The organism is Halococcus sp. IIIV-5B, from assembly GCF_003602035.1.
Lineage (GTDB): Archaea > Halobacteriota > Halobacteria > Halobacteriales > Halococcaceae > Halococcus > Halococcus salsus.
The window spans coordinates 219,385-242,397 of record NZ_QZWE01000001.1 but is presented as its reverse complement, the minus strand read 5'-3'; the positions used below and the strand labels follow the sequence as shown (position 1 = coordinate 242,397).

General features: G+C 55.8%; 18 protein-coding genes and 3 pseudogenes. 18 read left to right on the top strand and 3 right to left on the bottom strand.

The features are described 5' to 3' along the window. Window positions 1-288: 288 nt before the first annotated feature. The 13 genes and pseudogenes from D3261_RS01100 (at window position 289) to D3261_RS19870 (ending at window position 14,955) form a co-directional block, all read left to right on the top strand. Window positions 289-2,910: a PAS domain-containing protein gene (locus D3261_RS01100; protein ID WP_233553801.1), complete on the top strand. Its 2,622-nt coding sequence runs from the start codon at window positions 289-291 to the stop codon at window positions 2,908-2,910. A 148-nt stretch (window positions 2,911-3,058) separates the two neighbouring features. Next, window positions 3,059-3,451, top strand: a pseudogene (tnpA, locus tag D3261_RS01095) (IS200/IS605 family transposase). After that, a pseudogene (locus D3261_RS01090) lies at window positions 3,448-4,725 on the top strand (RNA-guided endonuclease InsQ/TnpB family protein); the annotation flags it as partial. The pseudogenes tnpA and D3261_RS01090, both read left to right, overlap by 4 nt. A 239-nt stretch (window positions 4,726-4,964) precedes the next feature. Next, window positions 4,965-5,777 carry an aldo/keto reductase gene (locus D3261_RS01085; RefSeq protein WP_120068230.1) on the top strand — a complete coding sequence of 271 codons (813 nt, stop codon included), beginning with the start codon at window positions 4,965-4,967 and terminating at the stop codon, window positions 5,775-5,777. 811 nt (window positions 5,778-6,588) lie between these two features. Next, the gene (locus D3261_RS01080; protein ID WP_120067858.1) at window positions 6,589-7,545 is read left to right on the top strand and encodes a hypothetical protein; all 957 of its coding nucleotides are present in this window, start codon (window positions 6,589-6,591) and stop codon (window positions 7,543-7,545) included. Then, window positions 7,542-8,729: a DUF2334 domain-containing protein gene (locus D3261_RS01075; RefSeq protein WP_120067856.1), complete on the top strand. Its 1,188-nt coding sequence runs from the start codon at window positions 7,542-7,544 to the stop codon at window positions 8,727-8,729. Before D3261_RS01080 ends, D3261_RS01075 begins: the two co-directional genes overlap by 4 nt. Window positions 8,730-8,910: 181 nt before the next feature. Continuing rightward, window positions 8,911-10,194, top strand: coding sequence for a glycosyltransferase family 2 protein (locus D3261_RS01070; RefSeq protein ID WP_158589315.1), 1,284 nt, complete (start codon window positions 8,911-8,913; stop codon window positions 10,192-10,194). Window positions 10,195-10,240: 46 nt separating this feature from the next. Next, window positions 10,241-11,281, top strand: coding sequence for a glycoside hydrolase family 26 protein (locus tag D3261_RS01065; protein WP_158589314.1), 1,041 nt, complete (start codon window positions 10,241-10,243; stop codon window positions 11,279-11,281). A 374-nt stretch (window positions 11,282-11,655) separates the two neighbouring features. Then, window positions 11,656-11,937 (top strand): hypothetical protein, encoded by a 282-nt coding sequence (locus D3261_RS01060; RefSeq protein ID WP_120067852.1) that lies wholly within the window; start codon window positions 11,656-11,658, stop codon window positions 11,935-11,937. Then, window positions 11,921-12,538: pseudogene (locus D3261_RS20800) on the top strand (sodium/panthothenate symporter); the annotation flags it as partial. The gene D3261_RS01060 and the pseudogene D3261_RS20800, both read left to right, overlap by 17 nt. Before the next feature lie 31 nt (window positions 12,539-12,569). Continuing rightward, the gene (locus D3261_RS20795) at window positions 12,570-13,403 is read left to right on the top strand and encodes a hypothetical protein (RefSeq protein ID WP_342764735.1); all 834 of its coding nucleotides are present in this window, start codon (window positions 12,570-12,572) and stop codon (window positions 13,401-13,403) included. Between the two features lie 230 nt (window positions 13,404-13,633). Next, window positions 13,634-14,473, top strand: a complete 840-nt coding sequence (locus D3261_RS01050) for a VOC family protein (RefSeq protein WP_233553800.1) — start codon at window positions 13,634-13,636, stop codon at window positions 14,471-14,473. A gap of 275 nt (window positions 14,474-14,748) precedes the next feature. Then, a complete protein-coding gene (locus tag D3261_RS19870) occupies window positions 14,749-14,955 on the top strand; it encodes a hypothetical protein (protein WP_158589313.1) in 207 nt (68 codons plus the stop codon). A gap of 87 nt (window positions 14,956-15,042) precedes the next feature. On the opposite strand, the gene D3261_RS01040 is transcribed toward D3261_RS19870, so the two are convergent. Further along, window positions 15,043-15,648, bottom strand: a complete 606-nt coding sequence (locus tag D3261_RS01040; RefSeq protein WP_120067849.1) for a winged helix-turn-helix domain-containing protein — start codon at window positions 15,646-15,648, stop codon at window positions 15,043-15,045. A 332-nt stretch (window positions 15,649-15,980) separates the two neighbouring features. Continuing rightward, the gene (locus D3261_RS01035) at window positions 15,981-16,586 is read right to left on the bottom strand and encodes a hypothetical protein (protein ID WP_233553799.1); all 606 of its coding nucleotides are present in this window, start codon (window positions 16,584-16,586) and stop codon (window positions 15,981-15,983) included. 265 nt (window positions 16,587-16,851) lie between these two features. Here D3261_RS01035 and D3261_RS01030 point away from each other — a divergent pair, with 265 nt between their 5' ends. Beyond that, window positions 16,852-17,580: an MBL fold metallo-hydrolase gene (locus tag D3261_RS01030; RefSeq protein ID WP_120067847.1), complete on the top strand. Its 729-nt coding sequence runs from the start codon at window positions 16,852-16,854 to the stop codon at window positions 17,578-17,580. 892 nt (window positions 17,581-18,472) lie between these two features. Here D3261_RS01030 and D3261_RS01025 read toward each other — a convergent pair. Beyond that, the gene (locus D3261_RS01025) at window positions 18,473-19,195 is read right to left on the bottom strand and encodes an IclR family transcriptional regulator (protein WP_255409179.1); all 723 of its coding nucleotides are present in this window, start codon (window positions 19,193-19,195) and stop codon (window positions 18,473-18,475) included. Between the two features lie 216 nt (window positions 19,196-19,411). Here D3261_RS01025 and D3261_RS01020 point away from each other — a divergent pair, with 216 nt between their 5' ends. From D3261_RS01020 to D3261_RS01005, 4 genes are all read left to right on the top strand, one after another. Further along, on the top strand, window positions 19,412-20,323 hold the full coding sequence (locus tag D3261_RS01020; protein ID WP_120067844.1) for a GAF domain-containing protein: 912 nt from the start codon (window positions 19,412-19,414) through the stop codon (window positions 20,321-20,323). A 78-nt stretch (window positions 20,324-20,401) separates the two neighbouring features. Then, a complete protein-coding gene (locus D3261_RS01015; RefSeq protein ID WP_120067842.1) occupies window positions 20,402-20,809 on the top strand; it encodes a cupin domain-containing protein in 408 nt (135 codons plus the stop codon). A gap of 64 nt (window positions 20,810-20,873) precedes the next feature. Next, window positions 20,874-21,710, top strand: coding sequence for a phosphoenolpyruvate hydrolase family protein (locus D3261_RS01010; RefSeq protein ID WP_120067841.1), 837 nt, complete (start codon window positions 20,874-20,876; stop codon window positions 21,708-21,710). 28 nt (window positions 21,711-21,738) lie between these two features. Continuing rightward, complete coding sequence (locus D3261_RS01005) at window positions 21,739-22,962, top strand: Tm-1-like ATP-binding domain-containing protein (RefSeq protein WP_120067840.1); 1,224 nt, start codon at window positions 21,739-21,741, stop codon at window positions 22,960-22,962. Window positions 22,963-23,013: the final 51 nt, after the last annotated feature.

The window sequence follows — 23,013 nt, the reverse complement described above, 5'->3', positions numbered from 1 at the left end:
CTCAATGGGTGGTTGGTTCATGATCGGAAAGAGAACGCAGTATTGCCAACAGGGAGCGGCAAGATATTTCTCGGTGTCCAAGCGATTGCTAACGCGGGCGTGAGAAGGCTCATCGTGGCCTCGGTGGCCTAATCGATGAACAAATTATGTGAAACACACATTGAATCCTCATAAAACAATAAAATTTGTTAAATAGCGGCATTCATCTGTTCGACCTCGCTCAACTCGACAGTATCCGCGTTCGAAATAAGTATATATTCCGATACTGATGATAATATACTAATGAGTGTGGGGAAAACAGAGACGGTTCGTATACTCCATGTCGATGACGAGCCGGGGTTCGCTGAGATGGTATCGACGTTTCTCGAACGCGAACGCGATGCGTTTGACGTGGTGACCGCGATGAGTGCTCGAGATGGTCTCCAGTATCTCACTGAAGCTTCTGGAAGCATCGACTGTATTGTGAGTGATTATGATATGCCAGAGACAGACGGTCTTGAATTTTTAGAGAGTGTGCGTGTGAAATATCCGAATATTCCGTTTATTCTCTTTACTGGTCGAGGAAGCGAGGAGATCGCGAGTGAAGCCATCACCGCAGGCGTGAGTGAGTATCTCAACAAACAGAATAGAACCAACCAGTATACGGTGCTCGCCAATCGAATTGACAATCTCGTCTCTCAATACCATGCCGAACGCGAACTCAAAGCCACCAACAAGCGAGTCCGAAACCTCTATACTGGCCTCACTGATGCTATCTTTGCTCTCGATACAGAGGGTCGATTCACCCATCTCAACGCTCGCGCCGAGGAACTTCTCGAACGCTCGGAGGAGGAATTGCTTGGCACGTCGATCAAGGATGAGTTTCCTGCAGGAGTCGGGACCAAATTCGAATCCGAGATCAAGAAAGCATTTCGCGAGGACCACCCTGTCGAATTCGAAGAATACTATCCCCCATTAGACACTTACTATCAGATTCGGGCAGTTCCAACTACGGATGGTTTGACATTTCATGTTAACGATGTTGCGGAGAAACGAGAACGTGAATTAAAAATTCAGCGACAAAACGAGCGCTTGCAAACGGTGCTTGACAACCTCCCAGTTGTTCTATTCACTGTCGATGAGCAAGGCACCGTTCTTCTCTCAGAAGGGCAGGGACTAGCAGGCATCGGCTTGGACCCTGGAGATCTCGTAGGCGAGTCTGTTTTCGATCTTTATCCAGAAATGCCGATTGCTGAAGATGTTCGTCAGGCAATCAACGGTGAAACGGCATACTCGACGGGAACATTTGCCGGTCGTTTCTTCGAGATGTGGTCTCAGCCAGTCAAAAACGGAGACGAAATTGAGGATGAAGGAATTGCCATTGCGAACGATATTACCGATCAGAATGCCTACCAACGTAATCTTCGTGAAGAGGAAGCCTTCACTGAGAGCATCCTCGACGCAATCCCGGACATCCTGTATGCATTTGACCGAGAGGGTACACTGCTACGGTGGAACGAACAGCTGTCTGTCGTGACTGGGTACTCAGACGCAGAAATCACCGAGATGAAACCGTTGGATTTCATTGCAGATAAAGATGCTGAAGAGCTGCAAAAGGCAAGCACAGCAGTGTTTGCCGATGGATCAGTCACTACTCACCAAGTGAGCTTCGTCACGAAATCGGACAGACACATTCAGATGGAACTGACGGCGGCACCTATCACGGATGAGAGTGGAAGCGTCATCGGGTTAACTGGAACGGGTCGGACCATTGCGGACCGCCATGAGCACGAGAAGTATCGTCGCCAACTGTACGAGACTGCCGCTGACACCGACCTGACCATCGATGAAACTATCGAACGAATGCTTGGGCTTGGGTGTGAATATCTCGGGCTGGAATCCGGCTTTCTCACCAACGTCGAAAACGGTACTCAGCGAATCGTAAAAGCTAGTAGCCCGCATGAGGCGCTCCAGCCGGGGAAGGAATGTCCGCTTTCGGAATCGTACTGCCGGAAAACCCTTGAGATGGATGAGTTGCTGACCGTTGCACATGCGGAGGCGTCTGGCTGGTCGGGTGATCCTGCCTACGACCGGTTTGGTCCCGAAGCGTATGCAGGGGCGAAGCTCACGGTTGATGGTGACCGCTATGGGACAGTGTGTTTCGCGGACCGCTCACCCCGCCAGGATGAGTTTACAGCGATCGAGCAGCTATTTATCGAACTCGTAGCTCGTGGGGTCGAAAGCGCACTCGAACGACACAAACACGACATCGAACTCGAGCAACAAAACGAACGGCTCCAGAAGTTCGCAGGCGTGCTCAGCCACGATCTCCGCAACCCTTTGGCGGTCGCAAACGGCTTCCTTGAACTGGCACGCGAAACCGGCGAGGATGAATATTTCAATCGGATCGGGACCGCTCACGACCGGATAGATGCGATCATTGAGGACGTGCTGACATTAGCCCGGCATGGAGAAACTATCGGTGAAATGAGGTCGATCGACCTCAAAACACTTGTTACCGAAGCATGGGAGAATGTCGAGAGTAAGGATGCAGAGCTAGTGATGTGTGGCAACCTCGGAGGGGTTGACGCGGATAAAAGCCGACTCAAACAGCTATTCGAGAACTTGTATCGAAACGCGATAGAACACGCTGGTGAATACACCACGGTTCGAGTAGGACGGTTCCCAGCTGGGTTCTACGTTGAGGACGATGGACCGGGGGTCCCGGAAAGCGACCGTGATTCGATTTTTGATTCAGCATATACCACCAGCGACGAGGGTACCGGATTAGGACTCTCGATCGTCGAGACTATTGCAACGGCTCACGGATGGAAAATACGCGTTGTTGAAGGAACTGATGGTGGTGCTCGGTTTGAGGTTCTGGTGAAAACGATGCGTGGCGGGTCCGATGATCTCTCACTGACTGACTGACAGTAAGCAAGTGGAAGCCCACGATTTTAGTCGTGGGGCCGAGCGCCAGAGAGGAGGTGGCTGAATTGCCGAATACACAGAGTCTCGGCAGTCTGGGGTCTCAATGGAAGCAATACACTTTTTCTTGTATATCTTCTATCTACTGTCAATGCCTCGCGGATACAGCCGGGAACGGACCTCAATCCACAACCTGCACTACCACTTCATCTGATATCCGAAGTACCGCAAGGCAGTGCTCACCGACGACGTACACGACCGTCTCGAAGCCCTCATCCACGACAAGGCGAGCGAACTCGGCGTGGACATCATCAGCCTGTCCATCCAGCCCGACCATGTTCACCTGTTCATCGAGGGCAATCCGAAACTCGCCCCGAACAAAATCATCCAGCAGGTCAAAGGCTACTCCTCGCGCGTTCTCCGCGACGAGTTCGGTAGCATGGGCCTGCCGTCGATGTGGACACGGAGTTACTTCGTATTCTCTGCTGGTGCGGTGTCGGATGAAATCATCGAGGAATACATCGAGGCGCAAACAGGCCAATGAAGCGCGTGAACACCTTCCGAGTCGTTCCCCGTTCCGACGCGGACGCGGAGTGCCTTCGGCGGGTGTTGGACGCTTCAACGAGCCTTTGGAATCAGTTGAACTACGAACGTCGCCAGAACTTCACCGACCCGGATATCGACAAATCAGTGTGGGACACCGAGGACTACCGCAAACAGTACATCAGTGTCCTCGGTTCGGCGACTGCCCAACAGGTGATTCGGAAGAACGACCAAGTATGGCGCTCGTTCTTCAAGCTCAAGGAATCCGGCGAATCGAACGGGCTTCCCGGCTACTGGGGGAATAGAGACGAAGGCCGCGATCTTCGGTCGTACATCCGCAACGATATGTACCATCTTCGGTGAGCCACCGGCAACAGCGAACAGTCGATACTCGAAATCTCGGTCGGCAAAGACCTCAAAGACGAGTTCGACATTGGACACCGCGAGCGGCTGCGCCTCAAAGTGCGGGGCGAACCGAAGTGGACCGGCGAACAGTGCCAACTCGAACTGTTCTACGACGAGCGTTCCGACCAATTCAGAGCCATTCAACCTGTCAAAAACTGTTCTCGGCAGGACACATCATTAGCCGACGAAACGGCTGCTCTGGATGTGGGCGCGAACAACATCATCGCGTGCAGTACGAGCACCGGCCAACAGTACCTGTACGAAGGCAGAGGCTTGTTCGCCCGCTTCCGCGAGACGACGGAATGAATCGCTGAGTATCAGGCACTCGCCAAAGCCGACGAAGGCCGATACAGCACCCAACGGATACGGCGGCTGTACCGAAAGCGAACGGCGAGACGCGACCACGCGATGGACGCGCTCGCCAGAGACCTCATAGAGCGCCTTCATGCCGAGGGCGTTTCGACGGTGTACGTCGGCGACCTCACGGGTATCCTCAAAACGCATTGGTTGGTCGAAGCAAACGCGAAGACGCACAACTTCTGGGCGTTCCGCGCGTTCTTGAACCGGCTGACGTACACCGCCGAGGAATACGGCATGGAGGTCGAAGCGCGCTCGGAAGCGTGGACCTCCCAAGAGTACCCCGACTGTGGCGAACGCGACGAGACGGTACGCCACGGCGATACGCTCACCTGTCCGTGTGGGTTCGAGGGCCACGCGGACCTCACAGCGTCGGCGACGTTCCTGAATCAACACACAGACAGCGAAGTAGGGGCGATGGCACGTCCCGTGCGCTTCAAGTGGGACGCCCACACATGGGGAGAGTCATCACACTTTCGTCTCAACGAAGTTCGCACGCACCAGCAAAAGACCTTCGTCGGCGTGTCTGCCGAACAGACCCCGACCGAAGGAATCCCACGTCTTCAGACGTGGGAGGATGTCAAGTTGTTCTACATGGTCGTCATCGGTAGTGATGGCTACTCCATTTGGAAGCCACGCGCGTATTGATGTGCAGGAATTTGTTGGACCAGGTTATAGTTGAGGCTGCATATCTATCATTCAGGTCATCGTACCATTAGCACTAAAATAGCATGGGCCAAACGATTCAAGACATGTTCGCAGACTTCCAACGAATTGGACTGGGTACTTACTCTGAGGAAAACCGAGAGCAGTGGCGAGAAAACGTCCTTCAAGCTCTCGATGCGGGATATCGAGTGGTGGATACCGCCGAAGTATACGAGAACGAGACGTATATCGGCGAGGGGATCACCCAATCCGAGGTACCCCGTGAGGACGTCTTCTTAGCCACGAAAACCGTCCACGAGGTGGAGCCAGGTCCAGAGCATGAGGACATACTAACCGGCGTTGAAGGCAGTCTCGATCGATTAGATACGGACTACGTCGACCTGCTCTACGTGCACTGGCCGGCCGAGCTCTACGATCCGGAGACGACTCTCGGTGCCTTCGACGAACTCCGGGAGATGGGGAAGGTCGAACACGTCGGCGTCTGTAACTTCGAACCCGACCAACTCGATCGTGCACGCGACGTTCTCGATTCACCTCTCTTTGCAAATCAAATCGAAATGCATCCGCTTCTTCAGCAAGAAGAACTCGTCGGATATGCTCAAGACCACGACCACTGGATCGTTGCCTTCTGCCCGCTAGCCCAAGGAGCGGTGTTCGATGTCCCGGAGATACGAGAAATAGCGCAGCGGCACAGTGCGTCGCCAGCACAAGTAAGCCTCGCGTGGCTTCTCTCGAAAGACAACGTTGCCGTGATTCCGAAAGCGTCCAGTCCAGACCATCTCCATGACAACCTGGCTGCTCAGGAACTCGAATTGAGCGAGGAGGACCTTGCCCGGATCGACGGCATCGAGCGCGAAGAGCGTATTATCGACCGCGATTACGCACCGTGGAATTGCTAATGCGGCCGTATGGGATTCGAATCGTCGACCAGAAGTGTCGGATGGTTGATAATTCTATCGCCCATTAGTATCCGCTTAAAGCGCACGACGAAGGACGGTTTTCACACGGGACAGCCGAGACATCATGTTTCGTCGATGTGTTGGGGTGTTGGCTACGGTTTTCCCCCACGCAACTGGGGGTCCAGCGCACATCAGCGTCGCCGACTACCCCGTTCTGTGACCGTCTTTCTTCTAAGCAGTACTGTCTATTAACAATAAATGTGTGGAATCAACGGTACTCTGTAGCTTAGGAAATTGGCGACGAAAAATGGTTTTTGCGCGAGACTGTGCGGGACTATGCTTTCGGTGGTGTGTTGAGCAACCTCAAATATAGATTCATCCCCATCGCCACTGGAAGATCCACTGCATACCAGCATCGTCGACTGTCTTTCTTTGCGATCGTTCTCGTTAAGAGCCATTTCGAACCATCTAATAATAAATACACGACCCGTGATATCGTTGCACGTTCAAAATCTGACAGTGATTTGCACCTGTTCAAAGACGAGCTGACCACTCGGAATCGCTCGCTATATATGACGTGCTCACTGCCGAGCAGCGCGCGTCAGCGGTTATATGGCAGTTCGCATTTGGATATTACCGTTCAGACCAACTGAAATCCCGACTCTCGACAAGTAATATCGCTGCTAAGTCTGCGATAAACCGTCCATATTCGTTAGTGCAAATGGTCACTGTGTTGCACCAGCAAAAAACATACTGAAATTTAAATGTCTAGAAACTCGACCTATACAGATAAGTCGTCTATGAGGGAGCAATGATGGGACATATCTCCCTTCTGGATGCGATCGCCAATGGAGATGCGGACTGGCTTGAACCCAGCTATGAGACGAACACGCAATCCGTCCGCCACCCGATCGTAGGGGAATCGTCAGAAACACTTGAGATACTCTTCGATGAAGACCTACTCCGGCGGGAATTCGTCAAGCGTGTAATTGCCTGCCCGGAGTGTGGCGCCGACCACCTCAAGTTCGAACTGCAGTGCCCCGACTGCCACTCCGGGAATACCGTTCCGGTTGATATACACGAACACACCGTGTGTGGCTGTGTGCAGCCACGCGAGGCGTTTTCTGAGGATGGTGTGGAGCGCTGCCCCGAGTGCACCTCCGATATCGAATCGTTCGCCGAGGAATGCGAACTGATGGGCACGATGCACCACTGCCGTACGTGTGACGGCCGCTTCGATTCATTAACCGAGTATCTCGACTGTCCGGACTGTGGGCCGCATACACTCACGGACGTGGACACATACCGACTCCATCGGTACCGGTTCAACGAGGACCGGCGCGGATGGCTTGATCGCTTAGTGGCGATGCGCGATGACCTCACGAGGGGACTCGAAGCCGACGGATACGAAATCGAACTCGGCGGTCACTGTGCAGAATCGGCTCCACGAACGGATCTTCAGGCTACCGATCCAACACGTGAAACCGACCTCGCGGTGGAAATTCGTGATTCGATCAATGTCGAGACGATCAGTGATCTTCAGACGGTCGTCGATGGGACCGAAGCACATCCTATTGTTGCGACCGCTGGCGAGTCCGGATCCGCAGCGACACTCGCCGAGGAGCATGGGATCACCGTGTTCGAGATGGGTGCTGCAAACGAGCGCACACTAAACGAGTCAGTCAGCGGTTCATCCAATCACGCGATTGATAGGCTCTTTGCGAGCGTTCCCAACACAAGCAGTTCGAAAGCACTGCTTCCCCAATGACAAGACGGTCGCGGATCACCGGGATAGCGGTCGCCGTCTGTGCGCTTGTCCTCGTCACATCGGTCGCGGCCGAACTGTCGATGGTCGGCCCACAGATAACTGAAGAGCCAGAGAGAAGTCTCTCGGTTGGCGACATCGATGGACTCACGGCCGTCGATACTCCCGGAAACGCCACAACGGTGCCTGAAGAGCAACGACTCGACCGGGCATCGCTTCCCGAGCGAACCCCCGACAACGGCACCTACCAGTCGATAGTCATCTTCCGTAACGACGACATACAGGCGGGTTACCGCCCAGACAGAATGCGAGCGGTAGACAACGTCTTCATCAACGAGAGCGTTCCGGTGACGAACGCCGTAATCCCTCGGATGGCTGGCGAGAACATCTCCGATACCGAGACGTGTTCGTATCTCATCGAGCTGAAGCGCACCCATCCGAAACTCATCGAGTACTCTCTTCACGGATACACCCATGAGAGCGTGACCGACTTCCACGGAGGCAGTGAGTTCGGTGGCGTGCCGATCGACGAACAGGCGGCTCGGATCGCTCGTGGAAAGGCGATTCTGGAAGCGTGCACCGGCCTCACACCACGGACGTTCGTGCCGCCGTTCAACACGTACGACGCCAACACTACCGCTGTGCTCCGGGCCAATGGCATCGAAACCATCTCCGACGGTGGCTGGTTTTCAAAGGAATACTACAATCGGACCGACGCTGCGCCATTTGTTGCGCGCGGGACCACCCATCTTCCCTCTTCCCAATCGTTCATCCGGAACTGGAGCACCGACGAGTTCTATAGTCAGCAGTATCTTCGCGAACAGTTCGATCGCAGCTACCGAAACCACTCGGTGTACGTCCAGATGCTTCATTACCCCTCGTTCGACACCCCGGCAAAACGTGCCCAGCTTCGCTCGCTCATTCGGTATATGAAACACAAACCGGGCGTGAAGTTCATGACGGTCGATGAGTTCGCTCGCGGGGTCCGGGAGGGAACGATCACTCATACACCAGATGGATGGCGCTACTCGAACGCCACTACAGAGGCCACAGCTAATGCATCGGGATCCAGTCCGCTCGCGAACACGAGTCGAGCACCGGTCGAAACCGTCGCCTCGAACGAGACCACTGTCCGAACAGTAGCCCGAACCCCATCGCAGTCGGTCGGGAGACGAACTGATGGATAAACGCCTCGGAAAACACGTCGTCTCCGTGCTGGGGATGCTGGCAATCCTCTCCTCGTTCGGGTTGCTGTACTTCCTGATGGACCGGACTGTGTTCGTGGTCTGTTCGAGCGTCGGACTCACCGCGGCGGCATGTTGTCTCGTCTTGGCGCACGTTCTCGACCGACTCGAAGCCCAAAGCGAGATGTGGCTGGTCGGCTTTTTCTACGTCCTCACCATTGTTGCGGCCCCAGTCTTCGTTTTCGCGCTACTCGGTGGGGTCATTGCACCACTCAGCGTGGTGTTCCTGATCGCATTGACGCTCGTCTTTTTCTATTATTCGTACTTCCTGCCGATCGCGCTGATCGACGTTGGAACCGACCCCGACTCGAGTGCAAGTGCTCCCTATCCAACGGTGAGCGTGCTCGTGCCCGCCTACAACGAGGAAGGCTCCGTCGGGGCGACGATCGACGCACTCCAGGAAAGCGAATATCCCAGCGAGGCGCGCGAAATAGTCGTGATCGACGATGGTTCGACCGACCGAACGTATCACGAAGCGAACTGGCACGCCAATGAGGGGACGAAAGTCGTCCAGAAAGAAAACGGAGGCAAGCATTCGGCGATGAACTACGGCCTGTTGTACGCCGAAGGTGATATCATCGTTACCGTGGATGCGGATTCGATCGTCGCACCGGACGCGCTCTCGAAGCTCGTCGGTGCCTTCCAAGCCGATGCCGACCTCGGTGCAGTCGCCGGTAATATCAAGGTCGATAATCGTGAGAGCCTCGTCAGGAAACTCCAGACGCTCGAATACATCGTCGGGATCTTAGTCTTCCGGCGGGCGTTCAGCGCGTTCGGATCGGTGCCGGTAGTACCGGGTGCACTCGGTGCTTACCGTCGAGAAGCGCTCAGTGGAGTGCACTTCTACGACCCCGATACCCTGACAGAGGATTTCGATGCTTCGATCAAGACGCTCAAACAGGGCTGGCGGATCGAAGCCGTCGACGCGCTCTGTTATACCGAGGCTCCAATGACATGGCAGGACCTCTACAACCAGCGATTGCGGTGGTACCGCGGTAACTTCATGACGCTGCTCAAACACCGTGACATACTGTTCAACACGCGATTCGGTCATCTACAAGGTGTCGTGGTTCCGATGATGCTCCTCAATCTCACTGTGATTCCGATTGCGGGGTTCGTCATCTTTGGTTCGATCATCTCACAACTCCTCATCGGCAACACGGTTGAGATGCTCTTGATGTTCGCCTTCTTCTCGTTGCTGCAAGGGTTGCTCTCGATCATCGCTCTCTGGATGGACGATGACCGAATGAGGCTCGCGATGTACGCACCGCTGTTCATCGTTGGCTACCGGCAGTTCCTCGATACCGTCGTCCTCAAGTCCGTCTTTGATGTGCTAATGAACCGTGACCTCCATTGGACCAGCGCAAAACGGAGCGCACAGCGGCTCCGCATGCGCGACCACGACTGACTCAATGGAGCGACAGAGTCGCCGACATTTCTTGCAAGCGAGCGCTGTGGCATCGGCCGGCGTCATTGCCGGTTGCAGTACCATCGATGCAGGAGCGGCAGGATCACGCACTATCCTTGGTGTGTACACTGGCGAATCGCCGCTCTCACAACTCAAACCGTTCGAGCAGTGGCTTGGTCTTCAGCATGCTGTCGTGGTGTGTTTCGTCGATGCAACCCGACCACCGGCGAAGCTCCGAACCTTTTTCGACGATGTTTTGACCGACCTTTGGAACTCAGGGTATATTCCGATGGTAACCTGGGAGGCATCATCCCAGTCGGATTCGGAGGTATCGCGAAATATTCTCGAGACTATCAACAGTGGTGGCTATGACGACGTCATTGACCGCTGGGCCCGCGATCTCGCTCGGTGGCTACAAGTGGGGGATCGACGACTCTACTTCCGACCATTGCCGGAAATGAATCGAGCCGGGACGCCCTGGAGCACCGCGACGCCGCGGGACTATCGCATCGCCTGGCACCGACTCCATCGACGGGTCGCGAACGAAGGCATCGATGAGGACCGACTGCAGTGGGTTTGGAACCCAAACGCCACCGATGTCGAGAGCCCCCCGGCCGAAGCGTACTATCCGGGTGATCGGTTTGTCGATTGGGTCGGCATCGACGGCTACAACTTCGGCGATGCCAAGCCATGGTCGACGTGGCAGAGCCCGGACTCCGTGTTTACGCCGATGCTCGACCGTCTCAGGGATCATATCGATAAACCCGTTATGGTACCGGAGTTCGGGAGCACTTCGCGACGGCAAGGAGCCTTTCGGCCCGCAGCGAAAGCCCAGTGGATTCAATCTGCGTTCGAGTACTTCCGGCGTCAAGACGTTCGATTAGCATGCTGGTTCAACACCGACAAGGAGACTGATTGGGCGGTCTTTGGCGGGGTACGTGGTACCGACACCTTCCAAGGAGGCGGAGAACGCTATCACACCTACTCCGCATACCGACAAATTGCAACCGGGCATGGCGTTCAGGGAGCCAAATCGGCTTCAGCGGGCGTGCTTAGCGATGACGCGTTCGTAGGCTCCGGACAGTAGGTGATGGTTCGTATACACTGCGTGTTCTGGAATGGGAATCAATTTCCAGAAACTCGCTCAGGTCACAAAGTCGCTGGATAAGAGATCGGTTTTGAGACTGAGCAGCAGTGAAGGGTGCTGTCACCACTCATCGATAGACGATACGTTTATCGAAGGCTAAGCAACGCTGTCTGTGAGTTCTTGTACCGGTGTGACTACGTAACAACTGGAATTTGCCACCACAACAAATATGCCCTCGGGATATGGCTTCGAGTCGCATGCTATTAAATAGCATAAGAGGATACAAACCGACTCTTCTGTTCAAGACGCTCGGACACATTCTACCCACGTTTCGTTCACTTTTACCGAGCGACTGTTTGGAAAGGGGAAGCTGAATGTCGCTCCTCGACGAATACAATATCGAGCCTGACCCAAGGCTCGAACGAGCCCACCACGAAGCAAAGGTCGTATTCGCATACATGATCACGATGGGGTTGCTGTTTTTCGCAACCGCTGCTTGGGGGACGCTGTCCTACGATGGTCAGTTTGAGTATATTCTTGGGTTCCCCACGTACATGTTCTTCATTACGGTGGAGTTGGTTCTATTCGCAATTGTTGGTTTCCTCATCGCGTTCTACTATATCGAGGACACCCCGCTAGATGCTTGGAGGAGCTAATATGGTAGATGGCATTGTCCTCACCTTCGCAGCGTATATCCTGATTTTACTGGCCGCTACGTTCTATGTGGGGTATCTCCAGCAGGGAGTCGACACGGAGGACTATCAGAACGAATTCTACGTCGGAGGGCGCGATCTCGGAATACTTGTCACGCTCATCTTAGTTGCCGCATCCGGCATCAGTCCCGGGACGTTCATCGGCAGTCCGGGGTATACCTGGGAGTATGGGCCGTCCTACACCCTAGCGATACTCGCTCAAGGCCCATTTACGCTCTACGTACTCGGTATCTATGGGAAGAAAATGGGTATTATCTCTCGACGGATCGATGCAGACTCCCTTCTCGATCTGTATATTGCGCGGTACGAATCCTACAAACCGCTTATTTTACTGCTTGGGCTCGTCGTCATTGTGTTCACTGAAGCCTACGTCTCGACTGAGTTTACCGGTGCTGCGCGAGCGATCACCGCTATCTCCGGTCTCCCATATACACTCAGTATGTTGATATTCGCTGGTATCGTTATTCTGTACACGACGCTGGGAGGACTTCGTGGAACCGGGATTATCGGCATTGTTGGCGGCATTGCGATGACGTTCGGAACGCTGGCGTTGTTGGCCGTCAGTCTGGATTCCGGTGGTGAGATGTTCTCGAATATCGCTTCCATCAATCCAGACCTTCTCATCCCCCCCCGGCGACGGGATCTCTTGGTATCGATACGTCGCGATATGGGTGACGTTTTCGTTTGGCTGGTTAGGTATCGCCCATGCAATTCAGGGAAATCTAGGGGTGAACTCAACAACAACGATCAAGCGGTCGGCAGGACTCGGTGCGTTTTTGGTGACGTTTTGGTCCTTCGTGGTGATCATTCTTGCAGGGAGCGCTGGGAAAGTACTCAATCCGACCGGGATTGCCCCTGACCAGAACCTTCCGCTGTACACGCTCGCTGCGCTGCCAGATGTCCCATCCGGAATCGTCTTGACAGGTGTTGTTGGTGCCGCACAAACGACCGTCGGGGCGATGGGTATCCTAATCAGTTCCGCGATCGTGGTCAATATATATCAAGAATATGGGAACAAAGAGCTCTCAGACCGGCAACAGCGTTTGCTCACAAGCAGCGTGACGGCTGCCGTTGGTCTTGTCGGCTTGGGTATCGGCCTGAGCGAACCACCGCTCTTGCAACTCATCGTTGTCTTCGCGTTCGGTGGATTGGCGACAGGCTTAGCCCCTCCCTTGCTGCTTGGATTTTTCTGGCCTCGGGCGAACAAGTATGGCGCCTTTGTAGGGACACTCGTGGGGGTCGTCAGTTATGTGCTTCTCAAGATCTGGGCTCCTGGCCCCATTGGACAGTCTCCTATCATTGTCACTTTGATAATCGCATTCGGTTTGAACATCCTTGTTAGCTATTTCACGGAAGATCCCTCTCCAGAAACGCTTCGGCTCTACTTTGGAAAGTATGAAAGTGAGTGAATACCCTCACAGATAATGTCGGAGGTGCTGTATCATCTCTCGGAGTCCTCCGCTGAGGGTATGTGTGTGTTCTGGGCTGCTGATCACGCTAGCGCTTGTCGCGAATGGCCCGGAACACTCTCGGCTGAGCGCGCGTTCTTCGACAGAGAACTACTCGTCTCTGACTTCTCCCAGTCGAGAGACCTAAACAGATAACCACTACCCACCTTCATGCAATGGACGCCACTCACATGAATTCGGACACACTCCCAGTGGGGACACACATCGGCCGAACAGCGCTCCAAGTCTCCGACCTTGACGAGCTGGCGGGATTCTACCGGGATGTCGTCGGTCTCAGTGTACAACGTCGTTCCAACGCTACCGTGGTCCTCGGGGCTGGCGAAAAACCGCTCCTCGTCTTGGAGCAAAACGAGGACTCAGTAGCGCGAGACCAGTCGGAGGCAGGACTGTATCACAACGCGTTCAGAGTGCCCTCGCGTGCAGCATTCGGTGACGCGCTCGGGCGGATACGGGACCACTGGCGACTCAGTGGTGCGTCCAACCACGGCGTCAGTGAGGCGTTGTACCTCACGGACCCGGTGGGGAACGGTATCGAGATCTACTGCGACTTCCCTCGTGAGGAGTGGCCCCGTACTGATGACGGAGGTATCGAGATGGGAACGACTCGCCTCGACCTCGGATCGGTGGAGGCGGCCGCCGGTGGTGAACCAGGGGTGCCACCCGAAACGGATGTCGGACACGTACACCTGGAAGTCACCTCGCTCGAAGCGTTCAGGGACTTCTACGTGGACGTTCTCGGGTTCGAGACCCAGGTGACCGAACCGGACGCGCTGTTCGTGTCCGCTGGCGGGTACCACCACCACATCGGTGCGAACGTCTGGCACGATCGAACGAGTCCGAGCGACGGCAGCGGACTGGCTTGGTTCGAAATCGTCCTTCCGGAGATCCAAGCACTGGAGGCGATCCGAGATCGGGTAGCGGACAGTCAGTTCAGCGTGACCGAGACGAACGGCGATGTCTCGGTCGTCGGAGCAGATGGGATCGAGATTCGATTCACGGGAGAGTCATAACTCGCAACCGGACGATATCCATCCGATCGTGTTCGAATCGAAGAGTGTGATATTGCTATTTACTATTCGCGCCGTCTTCATACGGGCCATTGTGGAGGGTTCTGAGCGTTGTTCAGTTCTGCTATCGAATCCGTCTCGTATGCTCGACGCCAGAGACTCAGTACTGCCCGAGCCACGAGCCGGGGTTCTTCGACCGTGATACATGATTGGCGGGCTGTTTCGGATACTGCCGTTGGGGGTTCGTGAAAGTGCTTCTCGGGCGAATGGTCGTTCGGATGCCGATCGAACCGCCAGTTGACATCGCTCTCGTCCACGTAGTGAAACCGATACGCATCGGTGGTGTACCAAGTGATATCCAATCGGCACCAGCTCGCCTCGCCAATGCCATCGGCGAACTGAACACGAAGCTCGCGGGGAGCGAGAACCGAATCGAAGGTAGCATCCTCGACGAGCGGCTCCTCGTGGAGAAACAACTGCCGTAGTGCTTGCATGGACGCAACGTCGGGAGCTCCAATATCGCCAGTCAACTCCTCGGACGGAATCCCATCGGGAGGCGAACCACCCATCTTTCAGACCGATACTCCGGATCCGGATTCGGACTTGCTGGTGAAGGCTCCGTAAGCGTCACTGTCTGAACGGGAGCCCTCGTCCCGATTATCGTTGTCAGGCGTGAAATCGTAGAGAGCGAGAGCAGCTTGGGCGACATCGAGGTCCTGCTTCAGCGTGCGCCATTCCGCGACGATATCCCACTCGGCATCATCGATCGAGGCAAACTGGAGTGCTAAATCATCGGGACTGGTTGCATCGTATTCCTCTTGATACCCGTGAATGCGTTCCCTAAGGTCACGGATCCCATTCGTCAGCTCTTCACGCGAGAGCTGTGTATGCAAGTCCCTGATACGTTGCATAGCGACCGTCTGGCGCGAGCGTTTGTACTGCGTGCCATTCCCCGTCGTGACCGCCACAGCGATACCTGTCTCAACGAGGATTTCGAGATGTTTTCGAGCAGTCGGCTCGCTCACACGAGCCCGCTCGGCGAGTCGGTTCGCATACTGTGGTTCAGTTGTAGAGCGGAGCACCTCACGGATCCGTTCAAACGGTGTCGTTTCGTCTTTCCATTCTTCAATGACGGTTTCGTTGACATCACCATCCCAGAGCTGACCCCTATCCACCATGTGACACCCTTTCTCGTCGAGACAATTATGGCTTTTCCCGAATCACTAAATTTTCTCGACTGCTTCCCGCTACGACACTGCCGAGCATCTTCGACCAAGAACGGTGGTTGTCGTGGAACGCACTGTTCCGTTCGAGGAGTTATACTGAACACTCACTCATCGGTCAGAGATCGGACCGCGACCAAGCTCTCAGGCAACGTACGAGTCAGTATTTCATAATAACATCTGCAAAAGTACACGTTTGCGCTGAGTTTGACATTTGTCGTGCTAATCGGGATGGCGGACGGAGGTAGACCTCTTGCAAACCTTTCGGGTGATAGAGCGGGGATTCGCTATTGGCCGCGGAACGAGTCGAACATGAAGACGTTACAGGCGACTTGGATCGGGCCAGTCAGAACTCCAGTGATCGCACTGCCATACCCTATCGGCGTCTGCAACCCTGTTGCCGCGTTCGCACCACTCGGAATCCCGCCCCCGACGAGCAAAGCAACGACGAAAATCACTAATCCCACGGCCAAAAACGCGAGATTCACCCCGAAGATCGTCCAGACGTTTCCGCCCGCGAGCGCCCAACTCCGTTTCAGACCCGCCAGCGGGCCCTGCGCTTCTATCATGATCGCTGCCGTCGTCAACGAGAGCCGATACGCTACGTATAGCCCTGGGATAATCAGTAGAATCCCCGCGATTCCGGCGGCTACGTAGGTCACAAGGTACGCTACCACGACGAAGACGACCAACAGAATACGCGATCTCTCGACTTGCACCTCTCCACCCATCGCGGAGTACGCCATCACCGTCACCAGCGCGGCGACGATCGGTGAAACGAGCCCACCCAGATAGGTGCTGAAGACGTTTGCAACAGCAGGAATAGCGTAGAGGCCGAACGCCAGCGGGATGCTGACCGCGATCGAAACCCCTTCGCGAAGTATCTCGATCACACCGGGTGACCGAGCTCGATCCATCTCTGCGTCCGAGACGTTGGACATACTCATCGAACTACGTTTTTCCTCGAATCAAATCTACAAATACGTCCGGGTTTTCCGATTATCGATACGAACGATGGGGTCGTTGCTGAGACCATCCTCGCCTCAGAGGAGAACGGAATTGCGCTGAGTGTGCTTGACCTCCAGTACGAATCGAGGAAACTGGTTTCGACCCCCTGTTCCCGAGAATATTAATGGCATCGGAGGCACTAGCTCCGATATGGATGTGACACTCGTCCGGCACGCAACGCTGGTCGTCGACATCGAAGATACGCGATTTCTCGTCGACCCGATGTTGTCGGCGTCCGGTGCGAACCCACCGGTCGAGAACACGCCCAATCAGCAACGGAATCCGCTCGTTGACCTCCCCGACGTTCCCTTGGACCACGATGCAGTAGTCGTCACCCACCGCCACCCCGATCATTGGAACGACTGGCAGGAAGCCATCGACACTGAAACGCCGCTGTTCTGCAATCCAGCGGAAGCGGACGCGTTCACGGAGGAGGGTTTCGAGGACGTCCGACCAGTCGAAGACTCGCAGTCGTTCGAGGATATCACGATCCGGCGGACACCCGCACGACACGGCCATGGTGAACTGGCCGAGGTGATGGCACCCGTCTGCGGGTTCGTGCTCGAAGGAGACGAAACCCTCTATCTGGCCGGTGATACGGTCTGGTATCCCCCGATCCCCGAAACCATCGACACCAACGAACCGGATGCAGTCGTCGTAAACGCAGGCGCGGCGCAGTTCCTCGAAGGCAAGCCGATCACGATGGACGAGACCGACGTCGACCGCGCTCGCCAGCACATCGACACGGAGACGCCGGTTCTCGCCGTTCACATGGAGTCGATCAACCACTGTCTGCTCTCCCGTGATGAACTCGATGAGGCCGTTGACGATGTGATAATCCCCGCCGATGGTGAAACGGTGGAGCTCAATTCGATCTGACCGAGAGCACCGATAACGCTCCGCTGTTGCTCCCGAGCTGCAAAGAAGAGACCACTATCTCACCAGAGAGAAGAGTGAGTGGTGTCTGGATAACTCTCTGCTAGCGACGTACTGTCTCGAAGCCACCATCAATAGTATATGCTCAATAGAAGCTTCGTGAATACAATTTGTTATCCCTTTCTTTTAGCGTACTTTATTGCATATAGATACAACAAACGTTCTGTATGGGGATTAAAACAAACGAAAGATTCTGATTCAGAAAATGGTCTGTTCCTTTGAACTGGCTTGAACTAAGTCAGATATCCTGGCCTCAAGGACTGGTCTCGGAATCTATTGTGATAACTGGGTGGAATAGTCAATAAAGGTATCATAGTGGCCATCTTACTTAGTAATATTGTTTGAATAGTGGATTAGTTGCCGAATTTGAAAAACAGGTGCGGGTACTCATGGAAGCACACGTCCCTATTTAGCCACAAAAAGGACTGTTCGAGTTCGGGTAGATACTATTAACTGTCTTTGTCAAGCCATTGTCTATTTGTGCACTACGGATCTTCGATGAGCAATTTAATGGGCAGGATTGAGACCTTCATTTACTCAGAAGCATTCCCTGCGGGCCGTTCACTCATAGAGCAGCCACGATCGCCCGGTTTCAGTGTTTCCACGTGTTGTGATTCACAACGACGTATGTGTAACGAATCTACGGGTGTTACACCTAGCGGTGTGCAATATCCGTTGGTCGGTCGGAGAAGAGAGTGTGGTTCATGTGGTTCAAGGGTTCGTTCATCTCATGCTGGAAACCCCCGCCGACCCACAAATGACGTTTATAGATCATGTACGTTTGGAGGATGCAATACCGAATCGAGCGGGAGTCATTCACATATTGTGAACGATGTCACTGTTCGAGCTGGTTCTCCAGTGCTGCAGCTTTTTCGAGGAGCGTATCCGCGAACTCGGTGTGGAGACGGTCCATACTGATCCGGTATTTGGGCCCTCCAACACTCAGACCACCGATGATATCCTGGCTTCGATGTATGGCAACCCCTACTGTAACCAGTCCCGGTGCCGATTCCTCATCCGAGATACCGTAGCCTCGACTGAGAACTTCGTTCTGTGATTCGAGAAGCCGTTCCCGACTTTGAATGGTGGACTCGGATTCCTGGGGGAGATGCCAGCGGTCGAGGACGCGGTCGACACGCGCGGGCTCCATCTCGGCCAGGATGGCTTTTCCTGCGGCTGTATTGTGTAAGTAATACTCCGTTCTGAAGTCGACGTTCCGTTCTTCGGACGCCGAATCGCCCGATGCGCCGTAAGCCATCAACAGCCGCCCGTGTTCGAGGACCACGAAGTTCGCTTCTTCACCGGTTTCTGCAGCCAACTCCTCGACGATTCCTCGAACACGACTGTCCTCGAGGCGTTGCTGTCTCGCCATCTCGCCCAGCAACGACACCCGAAAACTGACCCGATAGGTATTGTCGTTCTTGACGAGATATCTGGCGTTCAACAGTGTTTGGAGGTGGCTATGGAGGGAGCTTTTGGGTTTGTCGATCAGTTCGGCCAGTCGTGCCAGGGTGAGGCCGTCGTGCTCCAAGACCAGTTCGAGGACCCGGAGCGACATTCGCGTCGTCTTCAAGATTCGCCCGTTTGCTTCGTCCTTCATACTCCACTTACCGCCTCGTCCGCAATAGGCATTTGCATAATGCGAACGGATGCCCCTTCACCGAGAGTCGCGGAGGGGACATTGGGAGTCATTAATCTCACAAACTTTACAGCTTCTCCTCGCCAAATACACCATAAAAACATTTACGTTCGGACGGGCTGTCCGTTCGCATATATGAAAGACGTCGACGAACGAGGCCGAGAAGGACCGTCTTCCACGGAGCGTCTATTGGGAGATTACCACCGAGAACTACTAACACTGATTCAACGATTTACGAACGCGGGGATCTGGTTACACGTGCCAGCGACCGGGGAAACGTGGTGGAGCGAACAGGTACGGCAGCTCTGTGGAGTGAGTGGTACTGATATATCCTCTGTCTTGGATATCGTACACCGGTGTACGGAGGAGAGCGAACCAGCGCTCGAAGAGGCCTTTGACGAAGCGATCGAGGACCAGACACCCTTCGACATTCGTGTCGAGTTCGTGAACGATGGACAGGGGAAGAAAGCCGTGCAGATATGCTGTGAGCCACAGAGTCGGAACGGACAACCGGACGTTCTCTTCGGTGCCATCCGAGACGTTACCGAGAGAGTTCGTCAGGAGCAGCGGATCAGAGTTCTCCGCAAAACCAGCCAGCAGCTCAAAAGAGCCAATTCCCGGCAGGAAGTCGCGGAGATACTGGCCAACGCGTCGAAGAACATTCTCGGACTGGTCAATACCACGATCAGATTCGTCGACGAGAACGACAGTAGACTCCGAACCGTCGTAGCTACTGAGGAATGTGTCGAGCGTGCTGGCCAACGTCCGAACTACTCGATCGCCGAAGAAACGCCCGCTGCACGGACTTACCGTACCGGTGAGCCCGAGATCCATCGGGACCACGAAAGGACCGATGACGAATACGACAGGGGGAAGCTACAGTCCGGGCTGTACGTTCCGATCGGCGATATGGGTGTACTGAGTGCGGGTGACATCACACTGGATGCCTTCGACGAACAGGACCTCGAGGCGGCTGGTCTTCTCGGGCAGCTCGGGGCAGAAGCGCTCAAGCGAATCGGATTGACGAAGCGGTCACGCGCGATATGACGGTCGAGGGAACGACTGCCCATTGGTCTCCTTCTACCGACGAAAGCTTGATATCAGGTGATCGTGTCGAGTGATCGTATGGCAAACGAGCAACGCTTCGTCGACTCCGAGGCCATCGAAACGGTACAGCTGGACTGGGGAACGCTGAAGTGGATGAACACCCCCGAGACGACCGGCGCAGCGGCGTTCAGCGCGGGCATGGTCGTGCTCGAACCTGGAAAGGGCCACGAACGACACACTCACCCGGACAGCGAGGAGGTACTCTATGTCCTAAGCGGGGAGGGAACCCAGACGGTCGCCGAGGACGAACGAGAGGTTTCGAGTGGGGACATGATCTACATCCCGGCCGGGGTCGAGCACAGCACGGTCAACAGCTCTTGGGAACCGCTTCGCTTTCTCGCGATGTACGGCCCGCCCGGGCCGGAAGCGGAGATACGCGACTCGTTCGAGGCGACGGTGCTCCCGCCGGGCGAAGTCCCCGAGTAGCCCGTCCGACCGTCATCCGACCGCCCGAAATACTGAAGTCACGGCGGAGAAACGGTATACTCGGATGAAATACTCACGGACCGAGTCGCTCGAACGGTTAGCATCGACGATCGATGCCGGTGAACCGGTTATCGGAGCCGGCGCTGGCACCGGGATCTCGGCGAAGTTCGCCGAACGCGGCGGCATCGATCTACTCATCATTTACAACTCCGGTCGGTATCGGATGAACGGCCGCGGGTCGCTGGCCGGCCTCCTGCCCTATGGTGATGCCAACGAGATCGTTGTCGAGATGGGCCACGAGGTACTTCCGGTCGTCGAGGACACCCCTGTTCTCGCGGGCGTCAACGGTACGGACCCGTTTCGAGACATGAGCGTGTTTCTCGCGGACCTCCGCCGACGGGGGTTCTCGGGTGTGCAGAACTTCCCGACCGTCGGTCTCATCGACGAGGACAGCAGCTTCCGGCAGAACCTCGCGGAGACCGGGATGGGCTACGACCGAGAAGTCGAAATGATCCGGGAGGCGAGCGAACAGGGATTGCTCACCTGTCCGTACGTGTTCAACGAGGACCAGGCCAGAGCGATGACCGAGGCCGGCGCGGACGTGGTCGTCTCGCACATGGGACTGACGACCTCCGGCGACATCGGCGCAGAAACCGCTCTCGACCTCGACACGGCAGCCGACCGCGTTCAGTCCCATCACGACGCCGCGAAGTCGGTCAACGAGGACGTCCACGTCATCTGTCACGGCGGGCCGATCGCGTGGCCCGAGGATGCCGAATACGTACTCAACAACACGACCGGCGTCATCGGGTTCTTCGGGGCGTCGAGCATCGAACGACTCGCGACCGAGGACGCGATCGAGAACCAGACGCGCGAGTTCAAGGCGATCGATTTCCAATGAATCACCCACGCCACGAGCGGCAGTAATCATGAGCATCGTCATCGTCGGGACGCTCGATACCAAAGGCGAGGAGATCGGGTTCGCACGTGATGTGATCGAAGCGCAGGGCGTCGATGTGCATCTCGTCGACGTCGGCGTGATGGGTGGACCAACGGTCGAACCGGATACGGATGCGAGAACCGTCGCCGAGGCCGGTGGAGAGGACCTCGACGCGCTGCGAGAGGCTGGCGACAGAGGGGCAGCGATCGAGGCTATGGGTGCGGGTGCGGCCGAGATCGTTACCGATCTCCATCGGGAGGGGACGCTCGACGGCGTTCTCGGTCTCGGTGGGTCGGGAAACACCTCGGTCGCGACGGCGGCGATGCGGGCCCTACCCGTCGGTGTCCCGAAGTTCGTGGCCTCGACGATGGCCTCCGGTGACACGGAGCCGTACATCGGCGCGAGCGACATCGCACTGTCGTACTCGGTCGCCGATATCGAGGGGCTCAACCAGCTGTCACGGACGATCATCTCGAACGCTGCGCTCGCGGTCGTCGGCATGAGCACGAACGACCCCGATATCGAGGTGGAGGAGAAACCGACGATCGCACTCACCATGTTCGGTGTCACGACCCCGTGTGTCAAGACGGCCCGCGAGTGGCTCGAAGACCACGGCTACGAGACCATCGTCTTTCACGCGACGGGGACCGGCGGCCGTGCGATGGAGGACCTCATCGAGGAGGGCCTCATCGACGGCGTACTGGACGTGACCACGACCGAGTGGGCCGACGAACTCGTTGGTGGGGTGCTTTCGGCCGGTCCCGATCGTCTGGAAGCGGCCGGCAATCGGGGGATCCCGCAGGTCGTCTCGACCGGGGCCCTCGATATGGTGAACTTCGGGCCCGAAGAGTCGGTGCCGGCGGAGTTCGAGGACCGGCAGTTCCACGTCCACAACCCCCAGGTGACACTGATGCGAACGACTCGTGAGGAGAACGTCGAACTCGGGCGTATTATCGCGGAGAAACTCAACGACGCAACTGGACCGACCGCGATGGTACTACCCCTGGATGGAGTTTCGGCGCTCGACGAGGACGGCGAGGTGTTTCGCGAACCCGATGCCGACGAGGCGTTGTTCGATTCGCTCCGCGAACGGCTCGATACTGACGTCGAACTACTGGAGGTCGAAGCACCCCTCAACGACGACGAATTCGCGCGGGCTCTCACGCAGAAACTCCACGAGTACATGCAAACCGCCGGCTCCGCACCGGCATAACTATCACAAAAATTCCATAACACTTTAATGAGTGCTAATGCGATTATACAT